Source organism: Streptomyces olivochromogenes, from assembly GCF_001514115.1.
Classification (GTDB): domain Bacteria; phylum Actinomycetota; class Actinomycetes; order Streptomycetales; family Streptomycetaceae; genus Streptomyces; species Streptomyces olivochromogenes.
In genome coordinates this window covers 115275-140380 of sequence record NZ_KQ948466.1, presented here as the reverse complement: position 1 = coordinate 140380, position 25106 = coordinate 115275, and the positions used below count along the sequence as shown (strand labels likewise).

26 protein-coding genes and 1 pseudogene are annotated in these 25106 nt (G+C 71.8%); 15 read left to right on the top strand and 12 right to left on the bottom strand.

The features are described 5' to 3' along the window. The first annotated feature begins 231 nt into the window (after positions 1 to 231). Positions 232 to 627 carry a VOC family protein gene (locus AQJ27_RS34970; RefSeq protein WP_054233807.1) on the top strand — a complete coding sequence of 132 codons (396 nt, stop codon included), beginning with the start codon at positions 232 to 234 and terminating at the stop codon, positions 625 to 627. 41 nt (positions 628 to 668) lie between these two features. Continuing rightward, the gene (locus AQJ27_RS34965; RefSeq protein WP_067377555.1) at positions 669 to 1733 is read left to right on the top strand and encodes an adenosine deaminase; all 1065 of its coding nucleotides are present in this window, start codon (positions 669 to 671) and stop codon (positions 1731 to 1733) included. Here AQJ27_RS34965 and AQJ27_RS34960 read toward each other — a convergent pair. The 3 genes from AQJ27_RS34960 to AQJ27_RS34950 all read right to left on the bottom strand — a co-directional run bounded on the left by AQJ27_RS34960 (position 1721) and on the right by AQJ27_RS34950 (position 4754). Further along, positions 1721 to 2230: a mycothiol transferase gene (locus tag AQJ27_RS34960; RefSeq protein ID WP_067377552.1), complete on the bottom strand. Its 510-nt coding sequence runs from the start codon at positions 2228 to 2230 to the stop codon at positions 1721 to 1723. The two genes, AQJ27_RS34965 and AQJ27_RS34960, sit on opposite strands and share 13 nt — an antisense overlap. Positions 2231 to 2257: 27 nt before the next feature. Next, a complete protein-coding gene (locus AQJ27_RS34955; protein WP_067377549.1) occupies positions 2258 to 3760 on the bottom strand; it encodes a carotenoid oxygenase family protein in 1503 nt (500 codons plus the stop codon). 100 nt (positions 3761 to 3860) lie between these two features. Then, positions 3861 to 4754, bottom strand: coding sequence for a LysR family transcriptional regulator (locus AQJ27_RS34950; protein ID WP_067377546.1), 894 nt, complete (start codon positions 4752 to 4754; stop codon positions 3861 to 3863). Between the two features lie 126 nt (positions 4755 to 4880). Here AQJ27_RS34950 and mgrA point away from each other — a divergent pair, with 126 nt between their 5' ends. Then, the gene (mgrA, locus tag AQJ27_RS34945) at positions 4881 to 5873 is read left to right on the top strand and encodes an L-glyceraldehyde 3-phosphate reductase (RefSeq protein WP_067377543.1); all 993 of its coding nucleotides are present in this window, start codon (positions 4881 to 4883) and stop codon (positions 5871 to 5873) included. A 52-nt stretch (positions 5874 to 5925) separates the two neighbouring features. Here mgrA and AQJ27_RS34940 read toward each other — a convergent pair whose 3' ends face one another. Further along, positions 5926 to 6921 carry an oxidoreductase gene (locus AQJ27_RS34940; protein ID WP_067377540.1) on the bottom strand — a complete coding sequence of 332 codons (996 nt, stop codon included), beginning with the start codon at positions 6919 to 6921 and terminating at the stop codon, positions 5926 to 5928. 100 nt (positions 6922 to 7021) lie between these two features. Between AQJ27_RS34940 and AQJ27_RS34935 the strand changes: the two genes are divergently transcribed. After that, complete coding sequence (locus tag AQJ27_RS34935; protein WP_067377537.1) at positions 7022 to 7951, top strand: helix-turn-helix transcriptional regulator; 930 nt, start codon at positions 7022 to 7024, stop codon at positions 7949 to 7951. Here the strand turns inward: AQJ27_RS34935 and AQJ27_RS52790 are convergent. Next, positions 7941 to 8075, bottom strand: a pseudogene (locus AQJ27_RS52790) (DUF1905 domain-containing protein); the annotation flags it as partial. The gene AQJ27_RS34935 and the pseudogene AQJ27_RS52790 sit on opposite strands and share 11 nt — an antisense overlap. Positions 8076 to 8105: 30 nt before the next feature. Then, positions 8106 to 8486, bottom strand: coding sequence for a nuclear transport factor 2 family protein (locus tag AQJ27_RS34930; protein ID WP_067377534.1), 381 nt, complete (start codon positions 8484 to 8486; stop codon positions 8106 to 8108). 383 nt (positions 8487 to 8869) lie between these two features. On the opposite strand from AQJ27_RS34930, the gene AQJ27_RS34925 reads away from it, so the two are divergent. The 3 genes from AQJ27_RS34925 to AQJ27_RS34915 all read left to right on the top strand — a co-directional run bounded on the left by AQJ27_RS34925 (position 8870) and on the right by AQJ27_RS34915 (position 12500). Then, entirely contained in the window at positions 8870 to 9280 is a 411-nt protein-coding gene (locus tag AQJ27_RS34925) for a hypothetical protein (protein ID WP_067377532.1), read from the top strand. Positions 9281 to 9534: 254 nt separating this feature from the next. Further along, entirely contained in the window at positions 9535 to 11868 is a 2334-nt protein-coding gene (locus AQJ27_RS34920; RefSeq protein WP_067377529.1) for an FHA domain-containing protein, read from the top strand. 5 nt (positions 11869 to 11873) lie between these two features. After that, positions 11874 to 12500, top strand: a complete 627-nt coding sequence (locus AQJ27_RS34915; protein ID WP_067377526.1) for a hypothetical protein — start codon at positions 11874 to 11876, stop codon at positions 12498 to 12500. Positions 12501 to 12558: 58 nt separating this feature from the next. Here AQJ27_RS34915 and AQJ27_RS34910 read toward each other — a convergent pair whose 3' ends face one another. Then, positions 12559 to 13860: a streptophobe family protein gene (locus AQJ27_RS34910; RefSeq protein WP_067377522.1), complete on the bottom strand. Its 1302-nt coding sequence runs from the start codon at positions 13858 to 13860 to the stop codon at positions 12559 to 12561. Positions 13861 to 14326: 466 nt separating this feature from the next. On the opposite strand from AQJ27_RS34910, the gene AQJ27_RS54965 reads away from it, so the two are divergent. Next, a complete protein-coding gene (locus AQJ27_RS54965; RefSeq protein ID WP_067377519.1) occupies positions 14327 to 15157 on the top strand; it encodes a DUF6777 domain-containing protein in 831 nt (276 codons plus the stop codon). Positions 15158 to 15164: 7 nt separating this feature from the next. On the opposite strand, the gene AQJ27_RS34900 is transcribed toward AQJ27_RS54965, so the two are convergent. The 4 genes from AQJ27_RS34900 to AQJ27_RS34890 form a co-directional block, all read right to left on the bottom strand. Beyond that, positions 15165 to 15587, bottom strand: coding sequence for a PRC-barrel domain-containing protein (locus AQJ27_RS34900; protein ID WP_067377516.1), 423 nt, complete (start codon positions 15585 to 15587; stop codon positions 15165 to 15167). Beyond that, positions 15584 to 16177 (bottom strand): PRC-barrel domain-containing protein, encoded by a 594-nt coding sequence (locus tag AQJ27_RS34895; RefSeq protein WP_067377513.1) that lies wholly within the window; start codon positions 16175 to 16177, stop codon positions 15584 to 15586. Before AQJ27_RS34895 ends, AQJ27_RS34900 begins: the two co-directional genes overlap by 4 nt. Further along, positions 16177 to 16320 carry a hypothetical protein gene (locus AQJ27_RS57485; protein ID WP_167552135.1) on the bottom strand — a complete coding sequence of 48 codons (144 nt, stop codon included), beginning with the start codon at positions 16318 to 16320 and terminating at the stop codon, positions 16177 to 16179. Before AQJ27_RS57485 ends, AQJ27_RS34895 begins: the two co-directional genes overlap by 1 nt. A 126-nt stretch (positions 16321 to 16446) precedes the next feature. Beyond that, positions 16447 to 17628, bottom strand: coding sequence for a PP2C family protein-serine/threonine phosphatase (locus AQJ27_RS34890; protein WP_067377509.1), 1182 nt, complete (start codon positions 17626 to 17628; stop codon positions 16447 to 16449). 126 nt (positions 17629 to 17754) lie between these two features. Here AQJ27_RS34890 and AQJ27_RS34885 point away from each other — a divergent pair, with 126 nt between their 5' ends. After that, entirely contained in the window at positions 17755 to 18267 is a 513-nt protein-coding gene (locus AQJ27_RS34885; protein ID WP_067377507.1) for a MarR family winged helix-turn-helix transcriptional regulator, read from the top strand. A gap of 275 nt (positions 18268 to 18542) precedes the next feature. Further along, positions 18543 to 18872 carry an STAS domain-containing protein gene (locus AQJ27_RS34880; protein ID WP_067377504.1) on the top strand — a complete coding sequence of 110 codons (330 nt, stop codon included), beginning with the start codon at positions 18543 to 18545 and terminating at the stop codon, positions 18870 to 18872. A 7-nt stretch (positions 18873 to 18879) separates the two neighbouring features. On the opposite strand, the gene AQJ27_RS34875 is transcribed toward AQJ27_RS34880, so the two are convergent. Then, positions 18880 to 19407 (bottom strand): MarR family winged helix-turn-helix transcriptional regulator, encoded by a 528-nt coding sequence (locus tag AQJ27_RS34875; protein WP_067377500.1) that lies wholly within the window; start codon positions 19405 to 19407, stop codon positions 18880 to 18882. A gap of 232 nt (positions 19408 to 19639) precedes the next feature. On the opposite strand from AQJ27_RS34875, the gene AQJ27_RS34870 reads away from it, so the two are divergent. The 5 genes from AQJ27_RS34870 to AQJ27_RS34850 all read left to right on the top strand — a co-directional run bounded on the left by AQJ27_RS34870 (position 19640) and on the right by AQJ27_RS34850 (position 25060). After that, positions 19640 to 20092 (top strand): ATP-binding protein, encoded by a 453-nt coding sequence (locus AQJ27_RS34870; RefSeq protein WP_067377903.1) that lies wholly within the window; start codon positions 19640 to 19642, stop codon positions 20090 to 20092. A 107-nt stretch (positions 20093 to 20199) separates the two neighbouring features. Continuing rightward, positions 20200 to 21399, top strand: a complete 1200-nt coding sequence (locus AQJ27_RS34865; protein ID WP_235613694.1) for a PP2C family protein-serine/threonine phosphatase — start codon at positions 20200 to 20202, stop codon at positions 21397 to 21399. Next, the gene (locus tag AQJ27_RS60225; RefSeq protein WP_067377493.1) at positions 21396 to 23063 is read left to right on the top strand and encodes a sensor histidine kinase; all 1668 of its coding nucleotides are present in this window, start codon (positions 21396 to 21398) and stop codon (positions 23061 to 23063) included. The genes AQJ27_RS34865 and AQJ27_RS60225 overlap by 4 nt, the downstream gene beginning before the upstream one ends. Then, a complete protein-coding gene (locus AQJ27_RS34855; protein ID WP_067377490.1) occupies positions 23060 to 23503 on the top strand; it encodes a response regulator in 444 nt (147 codons plus the stop codon). Before AQJ27_RS60225 ends, AQJ27_RS34855 begins: the two co-directional genes overlap by 4 nt. 213 nt (positions 23504 to 23716) lie before the next feature. Then, complete coding sequence (locus AQJ27_RS34850) at positions 23717 to 25060, top strand: diacylglycerol/lipid kinase family protein (protein WP_067377487.1); 1344 nt, start codon at positions 23717 to 23719, stop codon at positions 25058 to 25060. The last annotated feature ends 46 nt before the right edge of the window (positions 25061 to 25106 follow it).

Below are 25106 nucleotides of genomic sequence, written 5' to 3'. Positions count from 1 at the left end.
CAGAACTGTAGACGATCGGCGGGCCGAGATCGTTCCCGTGGCGGCCGCGAAAGATGAACGCCGTGCGTGGCGCACGGTCTTGCCGGACGCCAACGGGCGACGGGGGTCGAGGGTGTGCCCAGCGTCCCGCACCCCGCCGCACCTTGCGACTCGGCGCGGGCAGGGCGGGCGGGAGCATGCGGTGGGATGCCGTACCCTAGCGTGTTACGTATAACTACCTAAGGGGTCCCGATGCGACGCATCGCGCTGGTCACCCTCGTCGTCGACGACTACGACGAGGCGATCCGCTTCTACACCGAAGCCCTCGGGTTCCGGCTCGTCGAGGACCAGCCGCGGCCCGACGGCTCCCGCTGGGTCGTCGTCGAGCCCGGCACGGAGGGCGGCGGCAGCGGACTGCTGCTGGCCCGGGCCAAGGACGAGGCGCAGCGCGGCCGGGTCGGCGACCAGACCGGCGGGCGCGTGGGCTTCTTCCTGCACACCGACGACTTCGCCCGCGACCACGCGCGCATGCGCGAGGCGGGCGTCACCTTCCTGGAAGAGCCGCGCCACGAACCGTACGGCTCGGTCGTCGTCTTCCAGGACCTGTACGGAAACCGCTGGGACCTGCTCCAGCCCGCCACCGCCTGACATCCACCCATCTGTTCAGAACCTGCCGAGGAACGACACGCATGACCGCGCCCCGCATCGACATCGACACCATCCGCCGCCTCCCCAAGGCCGTGCTGCACGACCACCTCGACGGCGGCCTGCGCCCCGCCACGCTGGTGGAGCTCGCCGGGACGGTCGGCCACACGCTGCCCACCACCGACCCGGACGCGCTCGCCGCCTGGTACTACGAGGCCGCCAACTCCGGTGACCTGGTGCGCTACATAGCCACCTTCGAGCACACCCTCGCCGTGATGCAGACCCGCGAGGGCCTGCTGCGCACGGCCGAGGAGTACGTGCTCGACCTGGCCGAGGACGGCGTCGTCTACGGCGAGGTCCGGTACGCGCCCGAGCTGATGGTGAACGGCGGGCTGACCCTGCCCGAGGTCGTCGAGACCGTGCAGGAGGGCCTGGCGGCCGGTATGGCCAAGGCGGCGGCAGCGGGCACCCCGGTCCGGGTCGGCACCCTGCTGTGCGGGATGCGCATGTTCGACCGTACCCGGGAGATCGCCGACCTCGCGGTGGCGTTCCGGGACGGCGGCGTCGTCGGCTTCGACATCGCGGGTGCCGAGGACGGCTTCCCGCCCGCCGACCACCTCGCCGCCTTCGAGCACCTGCGCGGCGAGAGCGTCCCGTTCACCATCCACGCCGGAGAGGCCCACGGTCTGCCCAGCATCCACCAGGCCCTCCAGGTCTGCGGCGCCCAGCGCATCGGCCATGGCGTCCGCATCACCGAGGACATCGTCGACGGCAAGCTCGGCCGCCTCGCGGGCTGGGTGCGCGACCGCCGTATCGCCCTGGAGATGTGCCCGACGTCGAACCTCCAGACGGGTGCCGCGACCTCCATCGCCGAGCACCCCATCACCGCCCTGCGCGACCTCGGCTTCCGGGTCACCCTCAACACCGACAACCGTCTGGTGTCGGGCACGACGATGACGCGCGAGATGGCGCTGCTGGTGGAGGAGGCGGGCTGGACGGTGGAGGACCTGCGCACGGTCACGGTGAACGCCGTGAAGAGCGCGTTCATCCCGTTCGACGAGCGCAAGGCCCTCATCGAGGACGTCGTACTGCCCGGCTACGCCCTCTGAACCAGCCCCCGTACATAGGCGGCCTGTCCGACGTGCTGCAGATCGTCGGACAGGACGCTGACCAGCCGTACGCCCAGTGTGACCGGGGGATCCCAGCGCTCGTCCACGATCCGCTCGAAGTCCTTGGCGGTCAGCCCGCGCACGAACTCCAGCGTCTGTTCGTGCACGGCGTCGTAGTAGCCGGTCAGCAGGTCACCGGAGTCGACCCGCACCTTGGCGACCTTCGCGGAGCTGTGCCCGTACCCCGTGTCCCGGCGCGGCAGATCGAGCCCGAAGCGCTTCTCCCAGTCCTGCGCGAGCCAGATCTGCTCGAGCCCGGCGGCGTCCGCGACATGGTCGTCCTGGACGCGGGTGAGGTGCCAGACCAGCCATGAGACGGAGTTGGCGTCGTCCGAGGGGCGGGCGTTGAGAACGTCCGGCGACAGGCCCCCGACGGCGGCATGGACCTCTTCCTGGATGCGGCTGTACGCGTCGATGAGGATGTCCTTTGCATGCATGCGTCCACCATCGCGCATCGAGGTCCCTCACGCGTCCGGAATCCAACTCCCGTGGAAGCCGAGCGGCACCCGCCCCGGGAGATGGACCCGGGCGACCGGCTCGCCCGTGAAGTCCTGGGCGGCCAGGATCACCAGGTCGGCGGCCCCGCGATCGGGATTGTGCGCATAGACGATCGCGTAGCCGTCGTCCTCGGCCCGTGCGCCCTCGGAGGGTACGAAGACGGCTTCCCCCGCTGCGGCGTCCCGCGGCAGCCGGTGGACCTGCGTGGTCCCGCGGAGCAGGTCGTGCTTGATCAGCGCGTTGGCGAAGGCCCGGTCGGGCGGGTTCCCGTCGGGCGTCAGATACGCCAGGGTCATGTCCGCGGCGGCGGCCGTGTAGGCGTAGCGGTGCCGCCTGGACACCAACGCCTCGTGGACGCGGGGGAACTCCTGGGGACGGTCGTCGAGCGTCCTGGTGCGCACCCGGCCGTGCGCCACGTCGATCGTCCAGCGTTCGAGCGAGGCGGTGCCGGCGCCGTACGGTCCGTCGGAGCCGCGGCCCGCCACATAGAAGGGCGCAGGGTAGGTCGTCATGTCGACGACCACGGACGAGCCCTCGTCGTACGCGTTCAGGGTGTGCGAGTAGTAGACCGGATCCACCTCGAACCAGCGGACCTCACCCCCCGCGCGCGGCAGCAGACCGACCCGCGTCGGGTGCTTCTCGTTCCAGACGTACGGCACGAGGTCGCCCCGCTCGGCGCCCGCGGGGTCGAAGGTGATGGGCAGATCGAAGATCACGACGTACTTCTCGGTGAGCGCGAAGTCGTGCATCATCGGCGCGTCCGCCACCGGGATCCGCGTGGTCCTCGCGACCCGGCCCGTGTGGTCGATCACCTGGTGCCGGACGTGGTCCCAGGTGGGGTAATAGGCGATCGCGTGCAGTTCTCCGGCCGCCGCGTCGAACTTGGTGTGGGCGGTGAAGGCCCCTTCGAGGGTGCCGCGGAAGTCGTACGTGCCCACCGTGGCGAGCTCGTGGTCGAGTTCGTACGGCAGCGGCCCGCTCTCCTGGAGGGCCAGGATCCGTCCCCTGTGCCCGATCACATGGGTGTTGCACGGGAAGTCGTCCGGCGGGACGGGCCCGGGGTACGGCTCGCCGAGCTTCTTCGCCACGGAGGCCGAGCGGACCCAGCGGTTGCGGTACCACTCCGCGCGACCGTCCCGCAGCCGCACGCCGTGCACCATGCCCTCACCGAGCATCCAGTGGTGGGCGCGCGGGTCCTCCAGACCCAGGACGTTGGGGCCGTTGCGCAGGAAGCGGCCGTTCAGCTCGCGCGGGATGCGTCCGGTGACCGGCAGGTCGAACGCCGTCAGCTCCTCGGTGACGGGCTTGAACGCCCCCTCCAGGAAAGGGAACCGGTGCCCGCCCTGTGTCGTCGTGCCCGGCACAGGTGCCGCCGCCGCTGCCACCCGGCCCCCCATCGCACCGACGAGCCCTCCCGCCGCCGCGACCGCCGTCCCGCGCAGGACCGTCCGCCGTGTGTGATCCGCCATCTCCGTACTCCAGCCTCGCTGTTGCCTTCGTGGACGTCCACGAGTCTGCGGCCGGGCAGCGGGCCCGGTCAGGAGTGCTGGAGCCCCTCCGGGGGTGGTGTCAGGCCCCCTCTTGCGGGGTGTCGAGAAGCACCATCAGCGCTCGCGCCGCCGGACTGGTGGCGTCCGGCGGCGGCAGCATGGCGACCGTCTCGTACGAGGCTTCACAGGCGCCCTTGAAAGGGAGGGCGGTGAGATCGCCGGCCTCGCGCTTGTGGCCGAAGTGGCGGGGCACGACCGCGATGCCGAGGCCCTCGTGGACCAGCTCCAGCAGGCTGTGCACGTCGCTGACCTCAAGCGCCACCGTCCGCCGTACGTCCGCCGCCGCGAAGGCCGCGTCCGTGGTGCGGCGCGGCCCCCAGTCGGGGTGGAAGTCGACGAAGGCCTCGCCGCCCAGCTCCTCGGGCGTGACCACGGAGGAGGTCGCGAGGTGATGCGCCGGATGGCAGAGCACGGTCATCGGCTCGCTGGTCAGCGGCACCGACCGCAGCTGGTCGCCGTCCGCGCGCGTCCTGACGGCGAAGGCCAGGTCGAGACGGCCCGCGGCGACCTCCTCGGCCAGCGCCTCGGAGCCCGCCTGCCGCAGCCGGATCTCGACGTCGGGATGTCGCCGCCGGAACGCCGCGAGAAGCTTGGCCACGTCCACGCCCGCGATGCACTGCTCGGTGCCCAGGGAGAGCGTGCCGCGCAGCACGCCCTGCACGGCGGCCACGGCGTCCTGCGCCGAGCGCACCTGCGCGAGGATCCGCTCCGCCTCGCCGAGCAGCGCGCGACCGGCCTCCGTGAGCGTGACCCGACGGGTGGTGCGCACGAACAGCGGGGCCTGAAGCTCCCGCTCCAGGGCGCGAATGGAGGACGACAGTCCCGACTGCGACACCATGAGCCGTTCCGCCGCCCGGGTGAAGTGCTGGTCCTCGGCGACCGCGACGAAGTGCTGAAGGTGGCGCAGTTCCATGGGGCACCACAGTAGTCGCCGATTGAGAAGCACTGTCGCTCAGTCCCATCCGATTCTCCCGTTGGACCTCTGCACGTGCCCGCGCGAGAGTGGAGACCTGTTTTCCCGGCCTTTCAGGAGCAAGCGTTGTACACCGCACACCCCGACCGTTACGCGGACATGCCCTACCGGCGCACCGGACGCAGCGGACTGAAGCTGCCCGCGCTGTCGCTCGGCCTGTGGCACAACTTCGGCCCCGACCGGCCGGTGGCGACCCAGCGCGCGATCCTGCGCCGCGCCTTCGACCTCGGTGTCACCCACTTCGACCTGGCCAACAACTACGGTCCGCCGCCCGGCGCCGCCGAGTCGGCCCTCGGCGACGCCCTGAAGGCGGACTTCGCGCACCACCGCGACGAGCTGGTCATCTCCACCAAGGCCGGATACCTGATGTGGCCGGGTCCCTACGGCGAATGGGGCTCCCGCAAGTACCTGCTGTCCTCGCTCGACCAGAGCCTGGCCCGGATGGGCCTGGACTACGTGGACATCTTCTACTCGCACCGCCCCGACCCGGAGACTCCCCTGGAGGAGACGATGGGCGCCCTGCACTCGGCGGTCCAGCAGGGCAAGGCGCTCTACGTCGGCGTCTCCAACTACTCCGCGGAGCAGACCCGGGAAGCCGCCCGCATCCTGGCCGAGCTCGGCACCCCGCTGCTGATCCACCAGCCGCGCTACTCGATGCTCGACCGCCGGCCTGAGGACGAGGGGCTCCTGGACACGCTGGACGAGCTGCGGGTCGGCTCCATCGCCTACTCCCCGCTGGAGCAGGGCCTGCTCACCAGCCGCTACCTCGACGGCATCCCGGAGGGCTCGCGCGCCGCGAGCGACAGCCCCTTCCTGAGCGCCGACACGGTCACCGAGGACCTGGTACGGCAGCTGCGTGCCCTCGACGAGATCGCCAAGTCCCGCGGCCAGTCCCTGGCGCAGCTGGCGCTCTCCTGGGTGCTGCGCGGCGGCCGGGTGACCTCCGCGCTCATCGGCGCGAGCAGCCCCCAGCAGCTGGAGGACAGCGTCGCGGCCACCCGCGCCCTGGACTTCACCGCGGAGGAGCTGGCGCGGATCGACGCGATCATCAAGGGCTGAGGCCCGCTGATCAGGCCGTAGGAGAAGCCGACCGGGCAGTGGGGCCCGGTCGTCAGGCGGTGAGGCGCTCGCTGAGCTCCCAGAGGCGGTCGACCGCCGTCGGGTCCACGGCGTAGGGCACCACGCCGGCCTTGGCCGTCCTGTTCCCGAGGGACCACTCACGGCCCTCCTCCGCGGACATCGGAGGGGCGATGTCGCTGTTCTCGCAGTAGACGCCGCCCCTGCCCTCGAGCAGGGGGCTGGTCGCGCACCACACGCTGGTGGCCGCCCCCTGCTCTACGGTCTTCAGCTGCCGCTCCGGGTCGAGGATCGGCCGGCCGTCCGCGTCGAGGACGCCGACGGCCCTGAGGTCCTCCTCGGCCAGGTACTTCTTCAGACCGGTGTCGACGATGCTTCCCGGGTGCAGGGCGAAGGCCCGGATGCCGTCCGCCCTGCCCCGCTCGTCGAGACCGAGCGCGAAGAGGATGTTCGCCGTCTTCGACTGTCCGTAGGCGACCCAGCGGTCGTACTCGTGGTGCTCGAAGTGCGGGTCGTCGAACAGGACGGGCGAGAACCGGTGGCCCCACGAGGACACCGAGACGACCCGGGCCCCGTGCGCCCGGCGCAGTGCCGGCCACAGGCGGGCGACCAGCTGGAAGTGGCCGAGGTGGTTCGTGGCGAACTGCACTTCGTACCCCCGGGCGTCGCGCGTCAGCGGCGTCGCCATGACGCCCGCGCTGTTCACGAGGATGTGCAGCGGCCGGCCGGAGTCGAGGAAACGCTCGGCGAACGCGTCGATCGAGGCCGGATCCAGCAGGTCCATGGCAGCGGTCTCGACGCCGTCGATCCCCTTGAGTGCGGCCCGCGCCCTTTCGGTGTCCCGCGCCGGTACGACGACCTCGACGCCCGCGGCCCGCAGGACGCGCACGGTCTCCAGGCCGATGCCGGAGTAGCCGCCGGTGACGACGGCGACCTTGCCGGTCAGGTCGATGCCCTTGATGACGTCCTCGGCGCTGGACGCGGCGGCGAATCCGGAGTGGAGGGGCTGCTGCTGTTGCTCGGTGGTCATGTTTCGGCTCTCCTCGTGTGTGCCTTCCCGACCACCGTAGAACCGGGCATCCGTACGATGAATGCTTGATAGTCCGCATTACTTGCGCGATAGTACGGACATGCCTGCGGATCCTCTCTCCGACACCCTCGGTCTCATGGACGCCCGGTGCGTCATCTCCGGTGGCTTCACGGCCGGTGGTGACTGGGCGCTGCGCTTCCCGGCGCCCGGGATGCTCAAGATCACCGCGGTGGTGCGGGGCGGCATGTCGGTGTCCCTGGAGGGACTGCCTGAGTTCGCCCGGCTGGGGCCGGGTGATGTGGCCGTGTTCGACGGCAGCCGGGCGTTCGTGGTCGCGAGCGATTCGTCCGTGCAGCCGGCGGACGCCGAGACACTCTTCGCGGACACCTCGGGGTCCATCATTCGTCACGGCGGCGGAGAGGACGCCGTCTTCGTCGGCGGACACATCGAACTGGGCCGGGCGGGTGAGGAGTTGCTCCTGCACGCCCTGCCGCCGCTGCTGTGCGTCCGGTCCGGGGCCGAGGAGGCGCCGGTCATGCGCTGGCTGCTCGACCAGCTGCTGCGCGAACTGGCCGCCGAGCGGGCCGGGGCCGACTTCGCGGCCGACCAGCTCGCCCAGCTCATGTTCGTCCAGGTCCTGCGGGCCTATCTCGCGGACGCCGACGCCCTCCCGGCCGGACGCCTGCGCGCCCTCGCCGACGAGCGCATCGCCCCGGCGCTGCGGCTCATGCACGCCGACCCGGGCCGCCCCTGGCAGCTGGAGGAGCTCGCCAGGGCGGCGGCCATGTCCCGGACCACCTTCGCCGAGCGCTTCCGGGCCGTGGCCGGGGTGCCGCCCCTGACGTATCTGCTGGACTGGCGGATGAGTCTGGCCCGCCGGGCCCTGCGGGACGGCGAGACCTCGGTGTCGGCCCTGGCCCAGCGGGTCGGCTACACGTCCGAGAGCGCGTTCAGCAACGCCTTCAAGCGGACGACGGGTGTCGCGCCGCGGCGCTACCGTGACGTCGCGCGGGCGGCGCTCACGGGCTGAGACGCTCCTCCAGGCGGACCGTGACGGTGTCGCCCTCCCGCTTCCCGATCGCCTTGCGCACCTCGGGCTTCACCGGCAGCTTGTGGGTGCCGCCCCCCAGGGCCATGAAGGAATGCGCGGCCGGCGGCGGGGAGCGGGCGTCGGCTCCGGAGCGTCACTGGGTCGGCACGCGGTCCAGGAATCCGTGCACGCTGCGGATCCGGTCCTCGCCGTCCAGGGTGATCACATCGAATCCCGCGACGGGCGCCGTGCCGTCGGCCTCATCGACCAGCTCCCAGCCGAAGCGGGCGATGTCGTGGTGCCCGTCGACCGGCCCGGCGGGCCGGAAGGAGAACCCAGGGAACTGCTCGTGCGCCGCCGCGATCACCGCCGCGATCCCGTCGTGCCCGCGGACCTCGGCCAGCGGGTCGGTGTAGCTGCCGTCCGTGCTCCAGGCGGCGGCGACCGCCTTGGTGAGCGCATCCCGGTCAGTGGCGTTCCAGGCCTCGAAGTAGCGGGCGACGGCGTTCTCGTAACGGTTGCCGGCTGCGGACATGGTGGATCAACCTCCGTGGAAAGTAGGGTAGTTGCTGGTCAGTGAGTGGATTCCGGAAGGTGGTTCCCCGCCGGGATCCGATACCGCAACCATGCCCGCCGACGCCCGAGGGCGTCGATTACCTCCCGGGTAAGGGCAGCGAGTCGCGTTTCGGCCAAATCGGGCGGTGAATATGCCAGGAGACTGGCTGGAATGGCATGGTGACAGAGTGTCAGGAGTGGCGATACTCGAGTGACAGGGCGATTCAGCCACGCCCGCGCGCTGCACGACCATGCACGACGCGCGCAGCACCACCGTGCACCACGAACGAGCCGCACGCAGTGAGCGAGCCGCAGGGAAAGCGAGGCCGGGCCGGCGGAGAGCGTTGCAATGGGGGAGCGATCGTGCACGACGAATTTCTGTGCCATGTGACCGCATACGGAATATGCGGAGGTAGACGCATCGGCGTCCCGTTGGGGACCTATCGCGCGCCCACCCTGGCGCTGGCCCTGTGGTGGATGCGGGACCGTGCCTCCTGGATGGCGTCGCGGCTCGATCCGCAACCCGAAGATCCGACCTTCCCGCCGAACTCGATCGCGCCGGTGGCGGACACCGTCCCGGACGTGCCGAGCGTCCTGCGTGCCTGGTGCGGTGACGCCCTCCAACAGGAGCTGATCGCCGAGGAGTTGGCCGCCGGAAAGCTCGTCCGCATCGCCACCAGCGACGACACCACCGAGTACGAACTGCTCGCCGAATCCGTCGACGCGCTGCGCATGCAGCGGACCGCCGCCGCGCTCGGCAGCTCCGCGGCCTGACCGTCGCCGGGGCGGCGGCGGTGATCACCTTCTCCTCGCCGCCGTCGACGTGCGCCTGGACGCGGGCCGCGGCGACGAAGACGCCGGTGGACCCGACGGCCACGCCCATGCCCGCCTCGCCCGGTCGGCCCCTGAACGGTGCCGGGAGAGCGCGGACACGCTGCCCGTCCTGGCCCGCCTCGCGGAGCTCGCGCAGCACCGCCCAGGAGCCGCTGATCAGGCGCATATATGAACGAATAGCTAGAATTCTGGGCATGGGAGAGCGGTCGGTCGCGCCGACGGCGCCCGAACTCGTCCTCGAAACCGAGACGGGCTCCACGGTGCTGAGTCCGAGCCGCGACTATCACGTAGGGCGCGACCCGTCGAGCGAGATCGTCATCGACGACGTCCGGGTCTCGTGGCACCACGCGGTCCTGCGGCCCGAGGCGGACCACTGGACGATCCAGGACGAGAACAGCACGAACGGCACGTACGCCGACGGCAGGCGGGTCCGCGAATGGGGCGTCGGACCCGGCAGCGTCATCCACTTCGGCAGCCCCTCCGACGGCCCCCGGGCGGTCTTCGCCGGCAAGACCCCGCAGCGGCCCTCGGGCGCCTTCCAGCCCTCGGCCAGCGGCACCTTCCAACGGCCGACCACCGTACGACCGCTGCCCACCCGCACTGTCCGCATCGGCCGCGGCGCCGACAACGAGCTGGTCATCGACGACCTGGTCGTCTCCCGGCGGCACGCCGAACTCCTGGCCCACCCGGACAGGACGTACGAGATCCTCGACCTCGGCAGCCACAACGGCACGTTCCTCAACGGGCAGCCCGTCACCCGGGCCGCGGTCACCCCCGGTGACATCGTCGGCATCGGCCACTCCGCGTTCCGCCTCGTCGGAGACGAGTTGCAGGAGTACGTCGACACCGGCGAGGTCTCCCTCGATGTCCAGGAACTGACCGTCGCCGTCGACCGCGGCCGCAAGATCCTCCTCGACCAGGTGTCCTTTCCCGTCGGCGAGAAGTGTCTGCTGGCCGTCGTGGGCCCCAGCGGCGCCGGGAAGTCCACGCTCCTCAACGCCCTCACCGGGCAGCGCCCCGCCGACCGCGGGGCGGTCCTGTACGACGGCCGCGACCTCTACCGCGACTACGCCGAGCTGCGCCAGCGCATCGGCCTCGTGCCGCAGGACGACATCCTGCACGCCCAGTTGACGGTGCGGCGGGCCCTCGCCTACGCCGCCGAGCTGCGCTTCCCGCAGGACACCGCGAAGACGGAGCGCCAGGCGCGGGTCGACGAGGTCATCCAGGAGCTGGGCCTGGAGCAGCGCGCCGGCCTGCCCATCCACACTCTGTCCGGCGGTCAGCGCAAGCGGGTCAGTGTGGCCCTGGAGCTGCTGACCAAGCCGTCACTGCTGTTCCTGGACGAACCCACCTCCGGTCTCGACCCCGGCATGGACCGCTCGGTGATGCACATGCTGCGCGGCCTCGCAGACGACGGCCGCACGGTCATCGTGGTCACCCACAGCGTGCTCAGCCTCGACGTCTGCGACCGGCTCCTGGTGCTCGCCCCCGGCGGCAAGGTCGCCTACTTCGGACCGCCCGGAGAGGCACTCGCCTACTTCGGCTACGAGCAGTGGCCCGAGGCCTTCGAGGCCTTCGAGCGGGACCAGGACCGGGACTGGGCGGGGGAGTACCGGAGCTCGCCGCTCCAGGGCCGGTACATCGACAGCTCCAGCCCACAGCCCCATCTGCTCCGGGCCGGCCCGGCCGCCGCCGTCGGACCGCCGCCCAAGGCCCAGAGCTGGGGCGCGCAACTCGGCACCCTGGTGCGCCGGTACGCGGCCGTGCTCAGCGCCGACCGGACCTTCCTCGCCGTCATGATCGCGCTGCCGTGCATCATGGGCGTGATGGGCCGAGCCGTCGCGGGCAGCAAACTGACGCTGGAGACGTCGATGAACGCGCTGCTCACCCTGTGCATCGGCGGAGTCCTGGCGGGCGCGGCCAACGCCGTACGCGAAGTGGTGAAGGAACGGGTCATCTACCAGCGGGAGCGCGCGGTCGGCCTGTCCCGGTCGGCGTACCTGATGTCGAAGATCGTGGTCCTCGGCACCATCACCGTTCTCCAGGCCGTCGTCCTGACCCTCGTCGCGCTGTTCGGCGTCGACCTCAACGCGCCCCGCGGCAAAGGTGTCCTCATGTCGCCGCTTCTCGAGATCACGCTGGCCGTGGCCCTGCTGGCCTTCAGCGCGATGATGCTCGGCCTCCTGGTCTCCGCCGTGGTGACCAAGGAGGAGGTCACCATGCCGCTGCTGGTGCTGGTCGCCGTCGTCCAGGTGGTTTTCAGCGGCGCGCTGCTGAACCTGCACGGAGTGCCCGGCTTGGAGCAACTGGCCTGGCTGGTCCCCGCGCGCTGGGGCCTGGGCGCGATGTCGGGGACCATCGCCCTGGGCCGGATCGTCCCGGGGTCACTCACCTCCGACCCGCTGTTCCGGCACGAGCCCAGCGTGTGGCTGGTCAACATGAGCATGCTGGTCGTGCTGTCGATCGCCTTCGGGTGCGTGGTGGCCCGGCTGCTGCGGCGGCACGAACCCGAGGTCATGCGGAAGTAGGTGCGATGACGACTCCCGACCCGGCGACGACCGCCGAGTTCCGCCCGACGCACGTCGTTCCGCCGGACGGCCTGCCCGCCTGGGAGGCGCCGGACCCCTCCCGGCCCACCGTGCCGCTCGACGGGCTGCTCCCGGTGCGGCTCGTCGAGCGGCTCGGTGACTGGGGCAGGGTCGTCTGCGCCAACGGCTGGTCGGCCTGGGTCGACGGCCGGCTGCTGGTCGCCGTACCGCAGCCGTCGCCCGCGGAGGGTGACCCCCTCACCCGAACGGCCGACCCGCGCCCGCTCCTCGCCCGCGTCGAGCAGGCCCTCATCCGCTATCGGAGCGCGGCCGAGGACCTCGCGGCCGGGCGGCTGGACGGGGCGTCCTTCCGCGGCATCACGCGCGGGCAGCGGATCGGGGTGGTCGTCGACGGCGAGTCCCTCTGGCTGTACGACGCCGAGAACGAGCGCTGGGTGTACACCGACGGGACGCGGCTGAGCACGTACGCGGTCGCGGACGAACCGGCGGCGACCCCGGAGCGGAACGGGAGTGTTCCGGGCCGGGCGCGCACAGGTGTCGTACGGGCACCCGACGACCATGAACCGACCCGCCTGGTCCCGGGGGTGACGGACGACCCGGGTGACCGCTGACGACCCGGGTCATCGCTGACGGCGCGGGAGACCACCGCCCCGGCCGCCGGAGTCCTTCCTAGCCGACCGTGTCCTGCACGACCTCGCCCCTTCGGCGGACTCCCCTCGCCAGCAGGGCGCCGAGGAACCCGGTCACCAGGCCCCACACGACGGCGAGGCCGAGCGCGCTCCAGAGTTTCGGCTTGAGGAAGAGCTCGCCCGCGAGGCCGCCGCCGGCGTCACCGATGCCGATGAGCGACAGGCCGTAGTGCGCCGAGATCCTGCCGACCAGGCAGATCATGAGCACCGTGAGCGCCAGCGCGAGGGCCATGCGCACGGCGTGCTGCCAGGCCCGCATCCGGGCCGGTGAGCGGGCGGCCATCAGGAACGCGGCGCCCAGGAGCAGCAGCGCGTCGACGACGGGCAGCCACCACACCCTGCCGTCGTAGTGGCCCAGGGTGCGCAGGTTGACCGTGGAGACGTCCGGGGTGCGCAGCACCTGGTCGAGGACGTGCGGCATGGGCAGCCCGAACGGCCCGTCCACCCGCCCCCTCCAGGTGGCGCCCAGTCCGATCGTGAAGGCGAGCCAGGTGAGGTTCGGCAGCCCGAGGAAGATCACCGCGAAGGTCTCGGCGACGTGTCCGCGCGTCGCGGCCACCACCAGCGCGACGACCGCTCCCGCCGCCACGCAGGCGAGAACCAGTACGACCATGGCGTACGCGGCCGGGCGCACCGACTCCTGGAAGCGCAGCAGCCGGGCCGGGAGCGGGGCTCCGCGCGACACCAGCAGGGCGAGGACGAGGACACCCGCGAGCCACAGCACCCCGTAGAGCAGCGTCACCGGCACGGCTGTCTTGAAGCCCACCTCGGGCGAGACCCCGATGAGGTCGCCGATGTCGCTGATCGTCCCGGTACCGAGGGAGATCTTGAAGTTCTGGTGGGAGTAGAGCGCGAGCCCGAGCAGGGCCAGCAGCCACAGGACCGCGATCCTGGCGGCCCAGCCGGCCAACTCGGCGGCACCCGCGACGGCCCGGTGCCGCAGCGGCCGCAGGAACCCGGCGGCGATCATCAGGGCCCCCGCGAGCGTGACCGACAGAGGGATCACCGTCAGTCCCGCCCGGGTGTCGGCGATCACGCCCGCGTCGCCCGCGAGTTCGATGGTGCCGCCGACCGCGGTCACGACGGAGGCCGCGACGACCCGTGGGTAGGCGTGCTCGGGCAGGCCCGTGGCACCGGCCCCCCACAGCCCGAGGGCGGCGACCGCGAGCATGACGATCGCCCCGGCCACCACCGCCAGCAGGGCCTGGACCCAGCCGTGACGGGCGGCCCTCCGCTCGCCAGGAGTGGCGATGACCTGGTCGGACGGCGTCTGCGGGCTCACGCTGCCACGCTAAGCAGCACCGGGGGTCACCGCTCGTCGGGAGGGCCGACCGCGTCAGCTTGCGGGGGGCACCCGAGCGGAGCACACAATGGGCTGGTTGTGGAACGAAACGGGATAAATGGCGTGAAATGCCGCGAGATCCCCACGCTCGGAAGAAGACCCAGTGAGCGTCGACCCGCCATCCTCCGACCGGCCCACCGGACCTCCTTCGGGACCGCTGTCGGGCTCCCCCCGGCCGGATGCCCCCGACCACGCTCAGACCCACGGGATCGACCGCCCGCTCGCGTCACCGCCCACTGGTCCGCCCACCGGTCCCCCGAGTGGTCCGCCCACCGGTCCGCCTGCCGGCCCCCCGAGTGGTCCGCCGACCGGCCCGCCGAGTGGTCCGCAGGGCGGCGGCGGTTCCGGCGGCCGGCCCGGTCACGGCGACGGCCCGGACCACCCCTGGTGGAAGTCGGCGCCGCGGATGGCGCTGATCACCGGGGTCGTGGTGGCCGGGGTGGTGCTCGGTGTCGTCCTCACCCGCTCGGGCGGCACGTCCGGCACGGCGTCGGTCGGTGAGTTGTTCCTGCAGGCCGCGAACAAACCGGGTCCCGACCCGTTCACCGGGTCGACGGCGAAGGAGAGCTCCACCACGCCGGTGACACCGGCGGCGAACGCGCCGGAGTCCGCCAATGTGACGCGCGGTGTGTCGGGCTCCGCGCCCGGGCTCTACGGCGGCACCCGCGACACCGCGAGTTGCGATGTGGAGAAGCAGGTCAAGGCGCTCCGGGCGGAGCCGGCGAAGAACAAGGCGTTCGCCTCCGTGGAGGGCGTCCAGCCCCCCGAGGTCCCCGCCTACCTGCGCTCGCTCACCCCCGTACAGCTGCGGATGGACACCCGCGTCACCAACCACGGCTACCGGGGCGGCGCGGCCACCAGCTACCAGGCGGTGCTCCAGACGGGCACGGCGGTCCTCGTCGACGGCCGCGGGGTGCCGCGCGTGCGCTGTGCCTGCGGGAATCCGTTGACTCCGGCGGTCGCGCAGAAGACCGTGCCCAGGCGGACCGGTGACACCTGGGCCTCGTACCGCTCGCAGAACGTGGTGGTCGTCGTGCCCGCCGCGACCACCATCGACGTCTTCGTCCTCTACGACTCCCACCGCGACGAATGGGTCGGCCGTCACCGGGGCGACATCGACGGCCGCCGGGACGAGAAGAGGGACCCCCCGGCGAAGCCGTCCCCCGCGGCGAGCGTGTCGTCGGCGTCACCGAAGTCTCCGGCATCGGAGTCGGCCCTGACGCCTCCCGGGTACTGAGGCGACCTCAGCCTGTCCGTACGACCAGGGCGTAGTCCCCGAGCCCGACCAGGCGGTCGCCCGGGATGTCGCCCAGGGCCGTACACATCTTCTCGACGCGGCCGGTGACCGCGTCGAAGGCGATGTCCCGCACGGTGCCGCGCTCGTCCCCGTCCTCGGTCAGGACCCGGACGCCCAGGATTTCCACGGGGGCCGGGGGAGGGGCGGTGTCCAGGACGGCGCCCGACCGGACAAGGACGGCGTCCGGGCCGATCACGTGCAAGGCGCTCCAGTCGATCGCCATCTCCTTGCGACCCCGGGTCGGCGACAGCCGCACCTGGCCGACCAGCCCCGATACGACATCGATCGTGAGTGACCTGACGACGCCCAGCTCGTTCGCCTCGCCGAGCGTGACGACCGGCAGGCCGCGGATCTCAGAGAACAGCGTCACGGTGTGGGTTCCGTCCGGTCGGCCTCCCGGAGCCGGAACGCCTCGACCTGGGCGGCGAAACCGGCCAGGTCGTCCGCGACGAAGCGGGTCGCGTCCGCGGGGATGACAAGAGCCTGTCCCGACACGGCGAGCGTCTCGCCCCGGGGGACGTACACCTTGCGGCGGCGGCGCTTCGAACCCGACTCCAGCGACTGTCGGGCGGCGATCCGGAACCCCACCACGCGGCCGCTGATACCGGCCTCGACGACGAGGTCGAGCACGGTCCCCACCTCCGTGCCCCCGTCCGTGAGCACCCTGGCGCCCAGCACCCGGCCGTGCGCCGCCTCGCCCCGGGCGATCACCGCGGCCGGTTCGGCGAGGACCCCCCGGCTGAGGATCATGACGGCGTCGCGGCCCAGCGAGTGGACCGCGCTCCACGGCAGGCTCTGCTTCAGCGGGCCCGCGAGCAGCCCGCGGCCGTTGAGCGTGAAGCCGGCGACACGTCCCGCGGGCCCGTCGAAGACGGTGTCCTTGACCCGCGCCACCGCCTCACCGCCGAGTGTGACCACCGGTCGTCCACCGAGGTCGCGCGCGGACATCAACTCGCTCATCACACCTCCCGCTTACCGAACCGGTGCCCGCGCCGCACGGCGATGACGGTCCCCGACCGTCTGCTCGTCTGCACCCAGACCGCCGCCGCGCTCAGCAGCACCAGGGCCGCGACCACGACGACCAGCCACATCCACCAGTCCACCGTCCACCTCCGGGCCTTCGGGCCCCGGCCGCCGTCGACCGGACTCCGCGCGGTCCGGGTGCCCCGAGCGGACGGGGGAATGCGCGATGGCCGTCGCCATTTCGGCGGCCGGACCCGGGCGCGACGTCAGCCGGACGGCGTGCCGACCGGTCTGCCGGACCAGTCGAGACACACGATCAGCGCGTCGTCCAACGGCTCGGTGACGCGGTAGCGGGCCAGCTCGTCGAGGACTGCGCGCGGTACGTCGGCCGCGGGCAGCAGGGCGGTGGCCGACACGGCACGGGCCAGCGCCCGCTCCCCGAAGACCTCGCCCAGCGGGGACAGGGCGTCGTACACACCGTCGCTCACCACCAGGAGCCGGTCACCGGGCAGGACGCCGAACTCCTGCGCCACGTAGTCGGACTCCTCGAACATGCCGAGCGGCAGCTGCGCCTCCAGCTCGATCCGCTCCACGGCCGTGCCCCGGCGGCGCCACATCCGGGGCGAGCCCGCGTCCACCGCGAGCGCGCTGCCGGTGGCGAGGTCGAAGGAGAGCAGCAGCGCCGACACGTGCTGGTCGCCGTGGTGCTGCGCGTAGAGGGCCTGGTCGGCGAGTCTGGCCTGGTCGGCGACCGGGAGCCCGGCGCGGCGGGCGTTGCGCAGGGCGCCGACGGCGAGGTGGGTCAGCAAGGACGCGTGGATGCCGTCCCCCATCCCGTTGATGATCGACAGGGTGAGCCGGTGCGCGTCCGAGGACCAGTCGAAGTTGTCCCCGCGCACCGCGTACGCGGGCTCCAGCTGGGCGCCGACGGCGAACTCCTCGCGGGCACAGGCCCGGCCCGGGAGCAGCTCCCACTGCATTTCGGCGGCCAGCGTCAGCCGGCCGACCCGCCGGGCCTGACGGTAGACGTCCGTGTCCCGTTCGGCCACGACGATCGCGTGGCCCAGCAGATCGGCGACCTGCACCAGTTCGTCGGTCACCGCGGGGTCCACGGGGCCCGGGGGCAGCAGAACGGTGAGGATGCCCAGGCGCTCGCCCCGGGCGGTGACCGGCAGATGCAGACGCGTCCGTCCGGTGTTGCGGGGGTGTTCCTCGTGCGGCTCCTGACTGCCGAAGGCCCGGCTCTCGGGAGTGTTGTGCAGGGACACGGCACGCGCGGGGTCGCCGGGCTCCTCGACCGGCTGGAGCACGGTCATCCCGTAGTCCGCCAGCAGCAGGTCGGCGTCGATCGCCCCCCAGACATCCGTCAGGAGGGGGCGCAGGGTGTCGAGCAGCGCGTGCGGCGGGGCCGCGCGCAGGGCTCTGTCGACGTCGTTCACAGAGGTCACGGTCGTGATGACTTTCTCGTGCGGTTGTCGTGCGAGTGGGTCTGCGTGGTCGCAGGGGTCTGTTTCGAGGGCTGCGGTGGACCGGCGCGGCTGGTAATGGCCCTGAGTTGATGACAAGGTGGATCGGTGCCTCGCTCGATCCGTCCACCCGTCTCCCGAGACGAAGCCGCGCACACGCTCGACGCCGTCTCGGAGCTCCTCGAACTCCTGTGGGGTCGAGGGCAGGAGTCCGCGCCGTCCGGACCGGTGCCGCCCTCTCAGCTACGGGCCCTGATCGTGATCGAGCAGGGCGGGTCCATGAATCTTCGCTCGCTCGGTGACGCCCTGGCCTCGCGTCCCTCCTCGGTCAGCCGTCTGTGTGACCGGATGGAGGCAGTCGGCCTGATCCGCAGAGTGCCGAGCTCGACGAGCCGGCGCGAGGTCGAGGTCGGCCTCAGCCCGCTCGGCGAGCAGGTGCTGAGCGAACTCCGGGAGCACCGTGCGCGCGAGGTGCGGGCCGTGCTGGAGCAGATGTCCTCGGCGGACGTCGCCCGGCTCACCGAAGGCCTCGAAGCGTTCCGGGCGACCGCGCTGGACCAGCTCGAAGAGCGCTCCGGCGGGTCCAGCCGGGCGCCCGGGCATGCGACCGGTACCGGTTAGCTCCATCTGCGTCCCTTCGGTGCGACCCGTCACTGCGACCCAACCACTGCGACAACCGGCCCACGGGTCGCCGGACTTGGGATCGCAGGGGCACCAGATTGTTGCCTGACGGCAATTGTTGTCAAATGACAACGATCGGCTACGGTAGGGCCTGACACCGCTCCATCGCGGCGTTGTGGCGCCACCGTCCCCATGCGGGTACCCCACTCTCCGCGGATTCGACAACATTTCGAGGGATCGCTGTGCATTCAGGCCGGAGTCCAGGTCAGGCGGCCATGTCGCTGTCGACGCGCGAGGCCGGTCGGTCGACCGTGATCGCGGTCCGCGGCGAGGTGGATCTCGACAACGCGGGCGAGCTCGACGAAGCCCTCGCGGCGGCGGGCCGCGCCTGCCCGGGCGCGGTGGTCCTCGACCTGGCCGCGGTGACCTTCCTGGACTCGACCACGATCAACGTCGTCCTGCGGGCCCACGGGGTGCTCGGCCCGCGACTCCGGCTGGCCGCCCTCTCCCCGTTCGTGGAGCGAGTGCTGGGCATCACCGGCGTCTCGGACGTGCTGTCGGTCTTCCCCGGCGTCGGGGAGGCACTGGAGGCCGATGCGGTCTGAGAGCGTGTCAGACGGACCGGTCGGGTGGCCCGGGTGTCTCCGCGTGCTCCGGATGTCCGTGGGCCAGGGACGGGCCGAGCGAGCGCAGCGCGGCCAGCAGTCCGCTCAGATCCGACTCCGGCATCCGAAGCAGCGCGTCCTGGATCCAGGCGGTGCGCCGATCCCGCACCCGGTCGAGCGCCGAGCGGCCGCGGCCGGTCAGACTCAGGCCGACGCCCCTGCGGTCCTCGGTGCGCGGCGAACGGGCCAGCAGTCCGGCCTCTTCGAGCGTGTCGCACACCCGGCTCGCCCGGGAGCGGCTGATCTGCGCCCGCTCGGCGAGTGCCGCGAGCGTCAGACCCGGATCCGTGCCCACCAGGGTCAGGGCGCGCAGCAGCGGCGGCGACAGTCTGCTGTCGACCGCGACCGCCGTACGGGCCGACACGGAGACCAGGATCTCCGCGGCGGCCGCGAGCCGGTCGGCGGCCTGGAGCAGGACGTCGTCCCCTTCCCGGACCGGTGTCTCGTCCCGTACTTCGGGGTCCTGTCCGTCCATCCGTCCGCGCCCCTTGCTCGCACCGAGAACTCGGTGACCGGTCATGCCTCGCCTGGTGGCCCTGCCCGGCCGCGTCGGGATGACACCGTTCCCTTGTGGGAATCGTGTGCACAAGCCACCGGGACGGGGGAACATCGGGGTGACTGTGGAGGACTTCACGGGGTACGAGCCCCTGTGCAGCAGTGTCGGGACGCGCAATGTCCCGACATACCGGCATCCGAGAGAGAACCACATGATCGAGCGCTTGGACGGAGCGGTGATACCGACTGGCTTCGACGTGCCCGTGGAACCGCTTCGGCGGGCGGCGCACTACACCGGCGAGCCGGGGTGCATCGCCGAAGCTCGCCACTTCGCCGAGCTGTTCCTCGAACAGCTCCGTTCGGAGTGGTGTGCCGAGATCGGCGCACAGGCCACCGGCGACCTCCTGCTGGTAGTCAGCGAGCTGGTCACCAACGCGGACCGGCACAGCCATGGGCCGTACATCCTGGAACTGGAGGGAACCGACACCTCCGTGACCGTCATCGTGTACGACAGCAGCGCCGCCCTGCCCCGGCGCTTTCCACGGGATCCCGAACGTGTGGGGCGGCACGGCCTGGAGATCGTGCACGCGCTCGCGACCGAGGTGACCGTCGGGCGGGTGCCGGTCGGAAAGTGCGTCAAGGCCCAGCTCGCCCTGCGCCGTTGACCCGGAGCGACGTACCAGTAGGCTCACAGCCGACCGTGGTCGACGTGGGCCACCCAAGGGGGGCGAGCGTGGCGGATCGCCTGCCGCGGACAGGTGAACGAGGTGCCGTGCCCCGGCAGGGGAGTTCGGATCCCCGCTGGGCCCTGGACGCCACCGCGGTACTGCTGCTGGTCGAGGACGACGCCGGAGACGCGTTGCTGGTGCGGGAGGTGCTGGCCGACAGCGGACTGCCGATGGAGGTCACCTGGTGCAAGTCCCTCGCGGAGGCACGGGTGTTCCTCGACGACACGCCGTACTCCGTGTGCGTCCTGCTGGACTTGCACCTGCCCGACACCCACGGACTGAGCGCGGTCCGGATGGTGCGTGACGCCGCGCCCGACGCGGCCGTCGTGGTGCTCACCGGAGTCGCCGAGAACGAGGCCGGGCTCGCCGCGGTGGCCGAAGGAGCGCAGGACTTCCTCGCAAAGGACGGCCTGGACGCCGAGGCGCTCAGCCGCGCGGTCCGCTACGCCCTGCAACGCAAGCAGGTGGAGCGTTCGGGCGCCGAACTCCAGGCGAGCCGGCTGCTGGCCCGGGAGAACGCGCGCCTGGAGCGCGGACTGCTGCCCACGCCCCTGATGCGGGGCGCCGGTTGCCAGGTGGCCTCGCGCTACAGCCCGGGACGGGACCACGCCCTGCTCGGCGGCGACTTCTTCGACGTCGTCGAGAGCGAGGACGGTACCGTGCACGCGGTGATCGGGGATGTCTCCGGCCATGGCGCGGCGGAGGCCGCCCTCGGCGTCTGTCTGCGGGTGGCCTGGCGGGCCGCCGTGCTTTCCGGATGCGTGGGCACGCGCCAACTCGAGCTTCTGGAGGAGATCATCGGCGCCGAGCGCGCCGCGGACTACATCTTCGCCACCCTCACCGTCCTACGGATCGCCAAGGACCGCAGCCGTATGAGCGTGATCCGCGCCGGACACCCGGGACTGCTCGTGGGCACATCGCGCGGCATCGAGCTGTTCGAGCCGCCCCCGGGCCCCGCGCTCGGACTGCTTCCGAGCCGGGCCCACTGGCCGGAGACCGAGCTGCCCGCGCACGACATCAGCGCCGTGACGCTGTTCACCGACGGTCTCTTCGAGGGCGTCGTGGCCCCGGGCCGGCGGCTGGGAGAGGAAGGACTGCTCGCGGTGGCGAGGAAACACCAGACCCTGCGGGGGCGGCCGTTCGTCGACGCGGTGGTCGAGGACGTCGCCGCGCTGACCGCCTCCCACGGCGGACTCGCCGACGACGTGGCCGTCCTGCACCTGGCGACGGACGGAATGTCATGACCCGTACGCCGAACGCTCCGGGACCGGATGACGCCACGGCGGACACTCCGGAGGACGGAAAGCCCACACGCGTCGCCCGGCTGACCGTGCAGGGCTGGATCCAAGTGGTGCTGGCCGCCAACGTGCTGCTGGTGATCGTCTTCGCCGTGTCCGGCGGTGTCCTCCAGGCCCGCGCCGACGACCGCACCGATCTGCTCACCGACCGCATCCAGCCGGCCCGCGCCACCGCCTACCAGCTGGAGACCTCTCTGGTGGACCAGGAGACGGGCGTACGAGGCTACGTACTGAGCAGGGACGCCGGTTTCCTCGATCCGTACGCGTCCGGAGCCCGGGACGAGAAGACCTTCGAGGCCCGCCTCGCGACGCAACTCGCCGACCACTCCGGGATCGCCGCGGACCTGAAGACAGCCGGACGGCTCAGTGACGCCTGGCGCCGCGACTACGCCGAGCCGCTGATCGAGGCGGCCCGCACACCCGGCGGTGCCAAAGCCCCCTCCCTGGAGGCGAGCAAGGCCAAGTTCGACGAGATCAGGGGGCAACTCGCCACCCTGGAGAAGGACATCCAGCAGGTGCGCGACCGGACCCGCGCCTCGGCCGACGACAGCCGTCGTTCCCGTAACCTCCTTTTCGGCGGCATGCTCGCGGCCTTCCTGGCGAGTGGCCTCGCGCTGACCCTGCTGCTGCACCGGATCGTGGGGCGTCCCCTTCGGGTCCTGGAAGCGGCCTCGGTGGACGTCAGCGGCGGCGCGTTCGAGCGCAGGATCCGGCTCGACGGGCCACGCGACCTGGAGAGGGTGGCCCAGGCCGTCGAGGAGATGCGCCGCCGCATCGTCGAGGAACTCTCGGCCTCCCAGGCCCGCGAGGTCCTCCTGGAGCGGCAGGCCGAGGAGCTCGACGCCCAGACCCTGGAACTGAAGCGCTCGAACGCGGAGCTGGAGCAGTTCGCCTACGTCGCCTCGCATGATCTGCAGGAACCCCTGCGCAAGGTCGCGTCCTTCTGCCAGCTCCTGGAGAAACGGTACGGCGACCAACTGGACGACCGGGCCAAGCAGTACATCGACTTCGCCGTCGACGGCGCCAAACGCATGCAGATCCTCATCAACGACCTGCTGACCTTCTCCCGCGTCGGCCGCGTCGGCGAGGAACTGGTCCCCGTCGCGCTCGACGACGTCCTGGACCGGGCACTCGGCAACCTCAGCGTGGTGCTGGAGGAGACGGGTGCGCATGTCGTACGGGAGGGGCCGCTGCCCACCGTGACGGGCGACGCCACCACCCTGACCATGCTCTGGCAGAACCTGATCGGCAACGCCGTGAAGTTCCGCCACGCCGACCGGCCGCCCGAGATCGCCGTCCGCTGCGAGGCGGAGCCCAAGGACGGACAGTGGCGGCTGACCGTACAGGACAACGGCATAGGTATCGAACCCGAGTTCAGGGAGAAGGTCTTCGTCATCTTCCAGCGGCTGCACGGCCGCGACGAGTACGAGGGCACGGGAATCGGCCTTGCCGTGTGCCGCAAGATCGTCGAACATCACGGGGGTGCCATCGTCCTGGACGGCACCGCCGGTGCGGGCACGCGCGTGACCTTCACCCTGCCCATGGCGCGACCGGAACCCGACCTCGGGTCCGAGGAGGCAGCGCGCCCACCCGAAGGAGCACACACGTGACCACCCCCGCCCTGCCCATCCAGGTCCTGCTCGTCGAGGACGACCCCGGCGACGAGCTGATGACCCGCGAGGCGTTCGAGGACAACAAGATCCGCAACACCCTGCACGTCGTCCGGGACGGCGAGGAGGCCCTCGACTTCCTCTACCGCGCCAACCAGTACACCGAGGCACCGCGCCCCGACCTGATCCTGCTCGACCTCAACCTGCCCAAGTACGACGGGCGCCAGGTCCTGGAGCGGATCAAGTCCGACGAAGACCTGGCCCACATCCCCGTCGTCGTCCTCACCACCTCCTCCGCCGAGGAGGACATCCTGCGCAGCTACAAACTGCACGCGAACGCCTATGTGACCAAGCCGGTCGACCTCCACCAGTTCATCGCCGCGGTCCGCCAGATCGACGACTTCTTCGTGACCGTGGTGAAGCTGCCCAAGACCATCTGACCGCCGCTCCGGCCGGGGTCCATGAATGCGAGAAGTCGGGGAACAGGGACAACGGCGGCACAACCTTGCCGACCAGGAGATCTGTTGTCGAGACGCGAGGGCGGGCCTGTGATGAGAAGGCGTGGGGCGGGGCGAGGGACAAGCGGTGGCACGCCGTGGTGGCCGGGCGGGGCGGCCACGGGACCGGCCGGGCCCTCCGGATGGCGGCGGACCGTGGCCGGTGGACTCGCGTGGGGCGCCGCCGCCGCGGCCCTCGGCGCGTCGGGGAACCGGACCGCGCGCCGGGCCGCGCTGCGCGGCATCGGCACCGTCGCCATCGCCTCGGCCGTGACCCGCGTGCTGGCGCGCCCGGCGGCCCGCAGGGCGCAGCCGCTCGACGCGGCCGGCCGGGTCGCGTCGGCCGTCGCGTTCGCCGTCGGCGTCCTGCTCGAAGCGCCCCGGTACGGCCTGTTCGCGGTGCCCGGCGCCGCGGCACTGACCGTGGCCCGCACGCGCTCGGGGGAGCGGCGTCCGGGTGACGTGGCCGTGGGCGTCGCGATCGGTGTCGGCGCCGCCGCGCTGACCGCCCGCTGGTGGCCGGTCAAACCGGAGGCGGCGGCCGCGGCGGCCCGCCCGCGACGGCCCGCTCCCGCGCTGCCCGGGGGCGCCGGACTGCATATCGTGGTCAACCCGTCCTCCGGGCTCTCGTGGAGCGCCGACACCCCCGACGCGAGCGCGTATCTGCGCACCGCGCTGCCCAAGGCCGAGATCACGGTGCCGCAGGAGGGCCAGGACCTGGTGGAACTCCTGGAACAGGCCGCCCGGCGGGCCAAGGAAGAGGGCGGCGCGCTCGGCGCCTGCGGCGGCGACGGCACGATCAACGCCGCGACGGAGATCGCCGCCCGGCTCGGCCTGCCGCTCGCGGTCTTCCCCGGCGGCACCTTCAACCACTTCGCCGTCGACCTCGGCAACCAGACCCTGGAGGACGTCGTACGAGCCGTGCAGGCGGGCGACGCGGTCGTCGCGGACCTCGGGCGGGCCCGCGCCCCCGGCGGACCGGAGCAGGTGTTCCTCAACACCTTCAGCCTCGGCGTCTACTCGGACCTGGTCGGAGCCCGGGAGAAGCTGGAGCAGCGGATCGGGAAGTGGCCCGCGCTGGTGGTCGGACTGGCCAGGGTCCTCGCCAAGGGCAGCCCCGTGAACGTCTCGGTCAACGGCCGCCCCAAGCGCCTGTGGCTCCTCTTCGCGGGCAACGGCATCTACCACCCCGCCGGGTTCGCCCCCACCTACCGCACCCAACTCGACGACGGACTGCTCGACGTCCGTGCCGTCGACGCCGGCACCCCCTTGGCCAGGACCCGGCTGCTGCTCGCCGTCCTGACCGGCACCCTGCACAACAGCCGGGTCCTCACCACGGCGCAGGTGCGCGGCCTGCGGCTCGAAGTGCTGCACGGCGACCCGCGGTTCTCCTACGACGGCGAAGTGACCCGGGTCGCGACGCCGAGGCTGGTGCTCGACAAGGTGACACGGGCCGTGACCCTGTACCGGCCCGCGGAGAAGGACCAGTGGCTGCGCTGAAGGGGCTGAAGGGGCTGAAGGGTCGGGAGGGCTCGCTCGCGGGCCC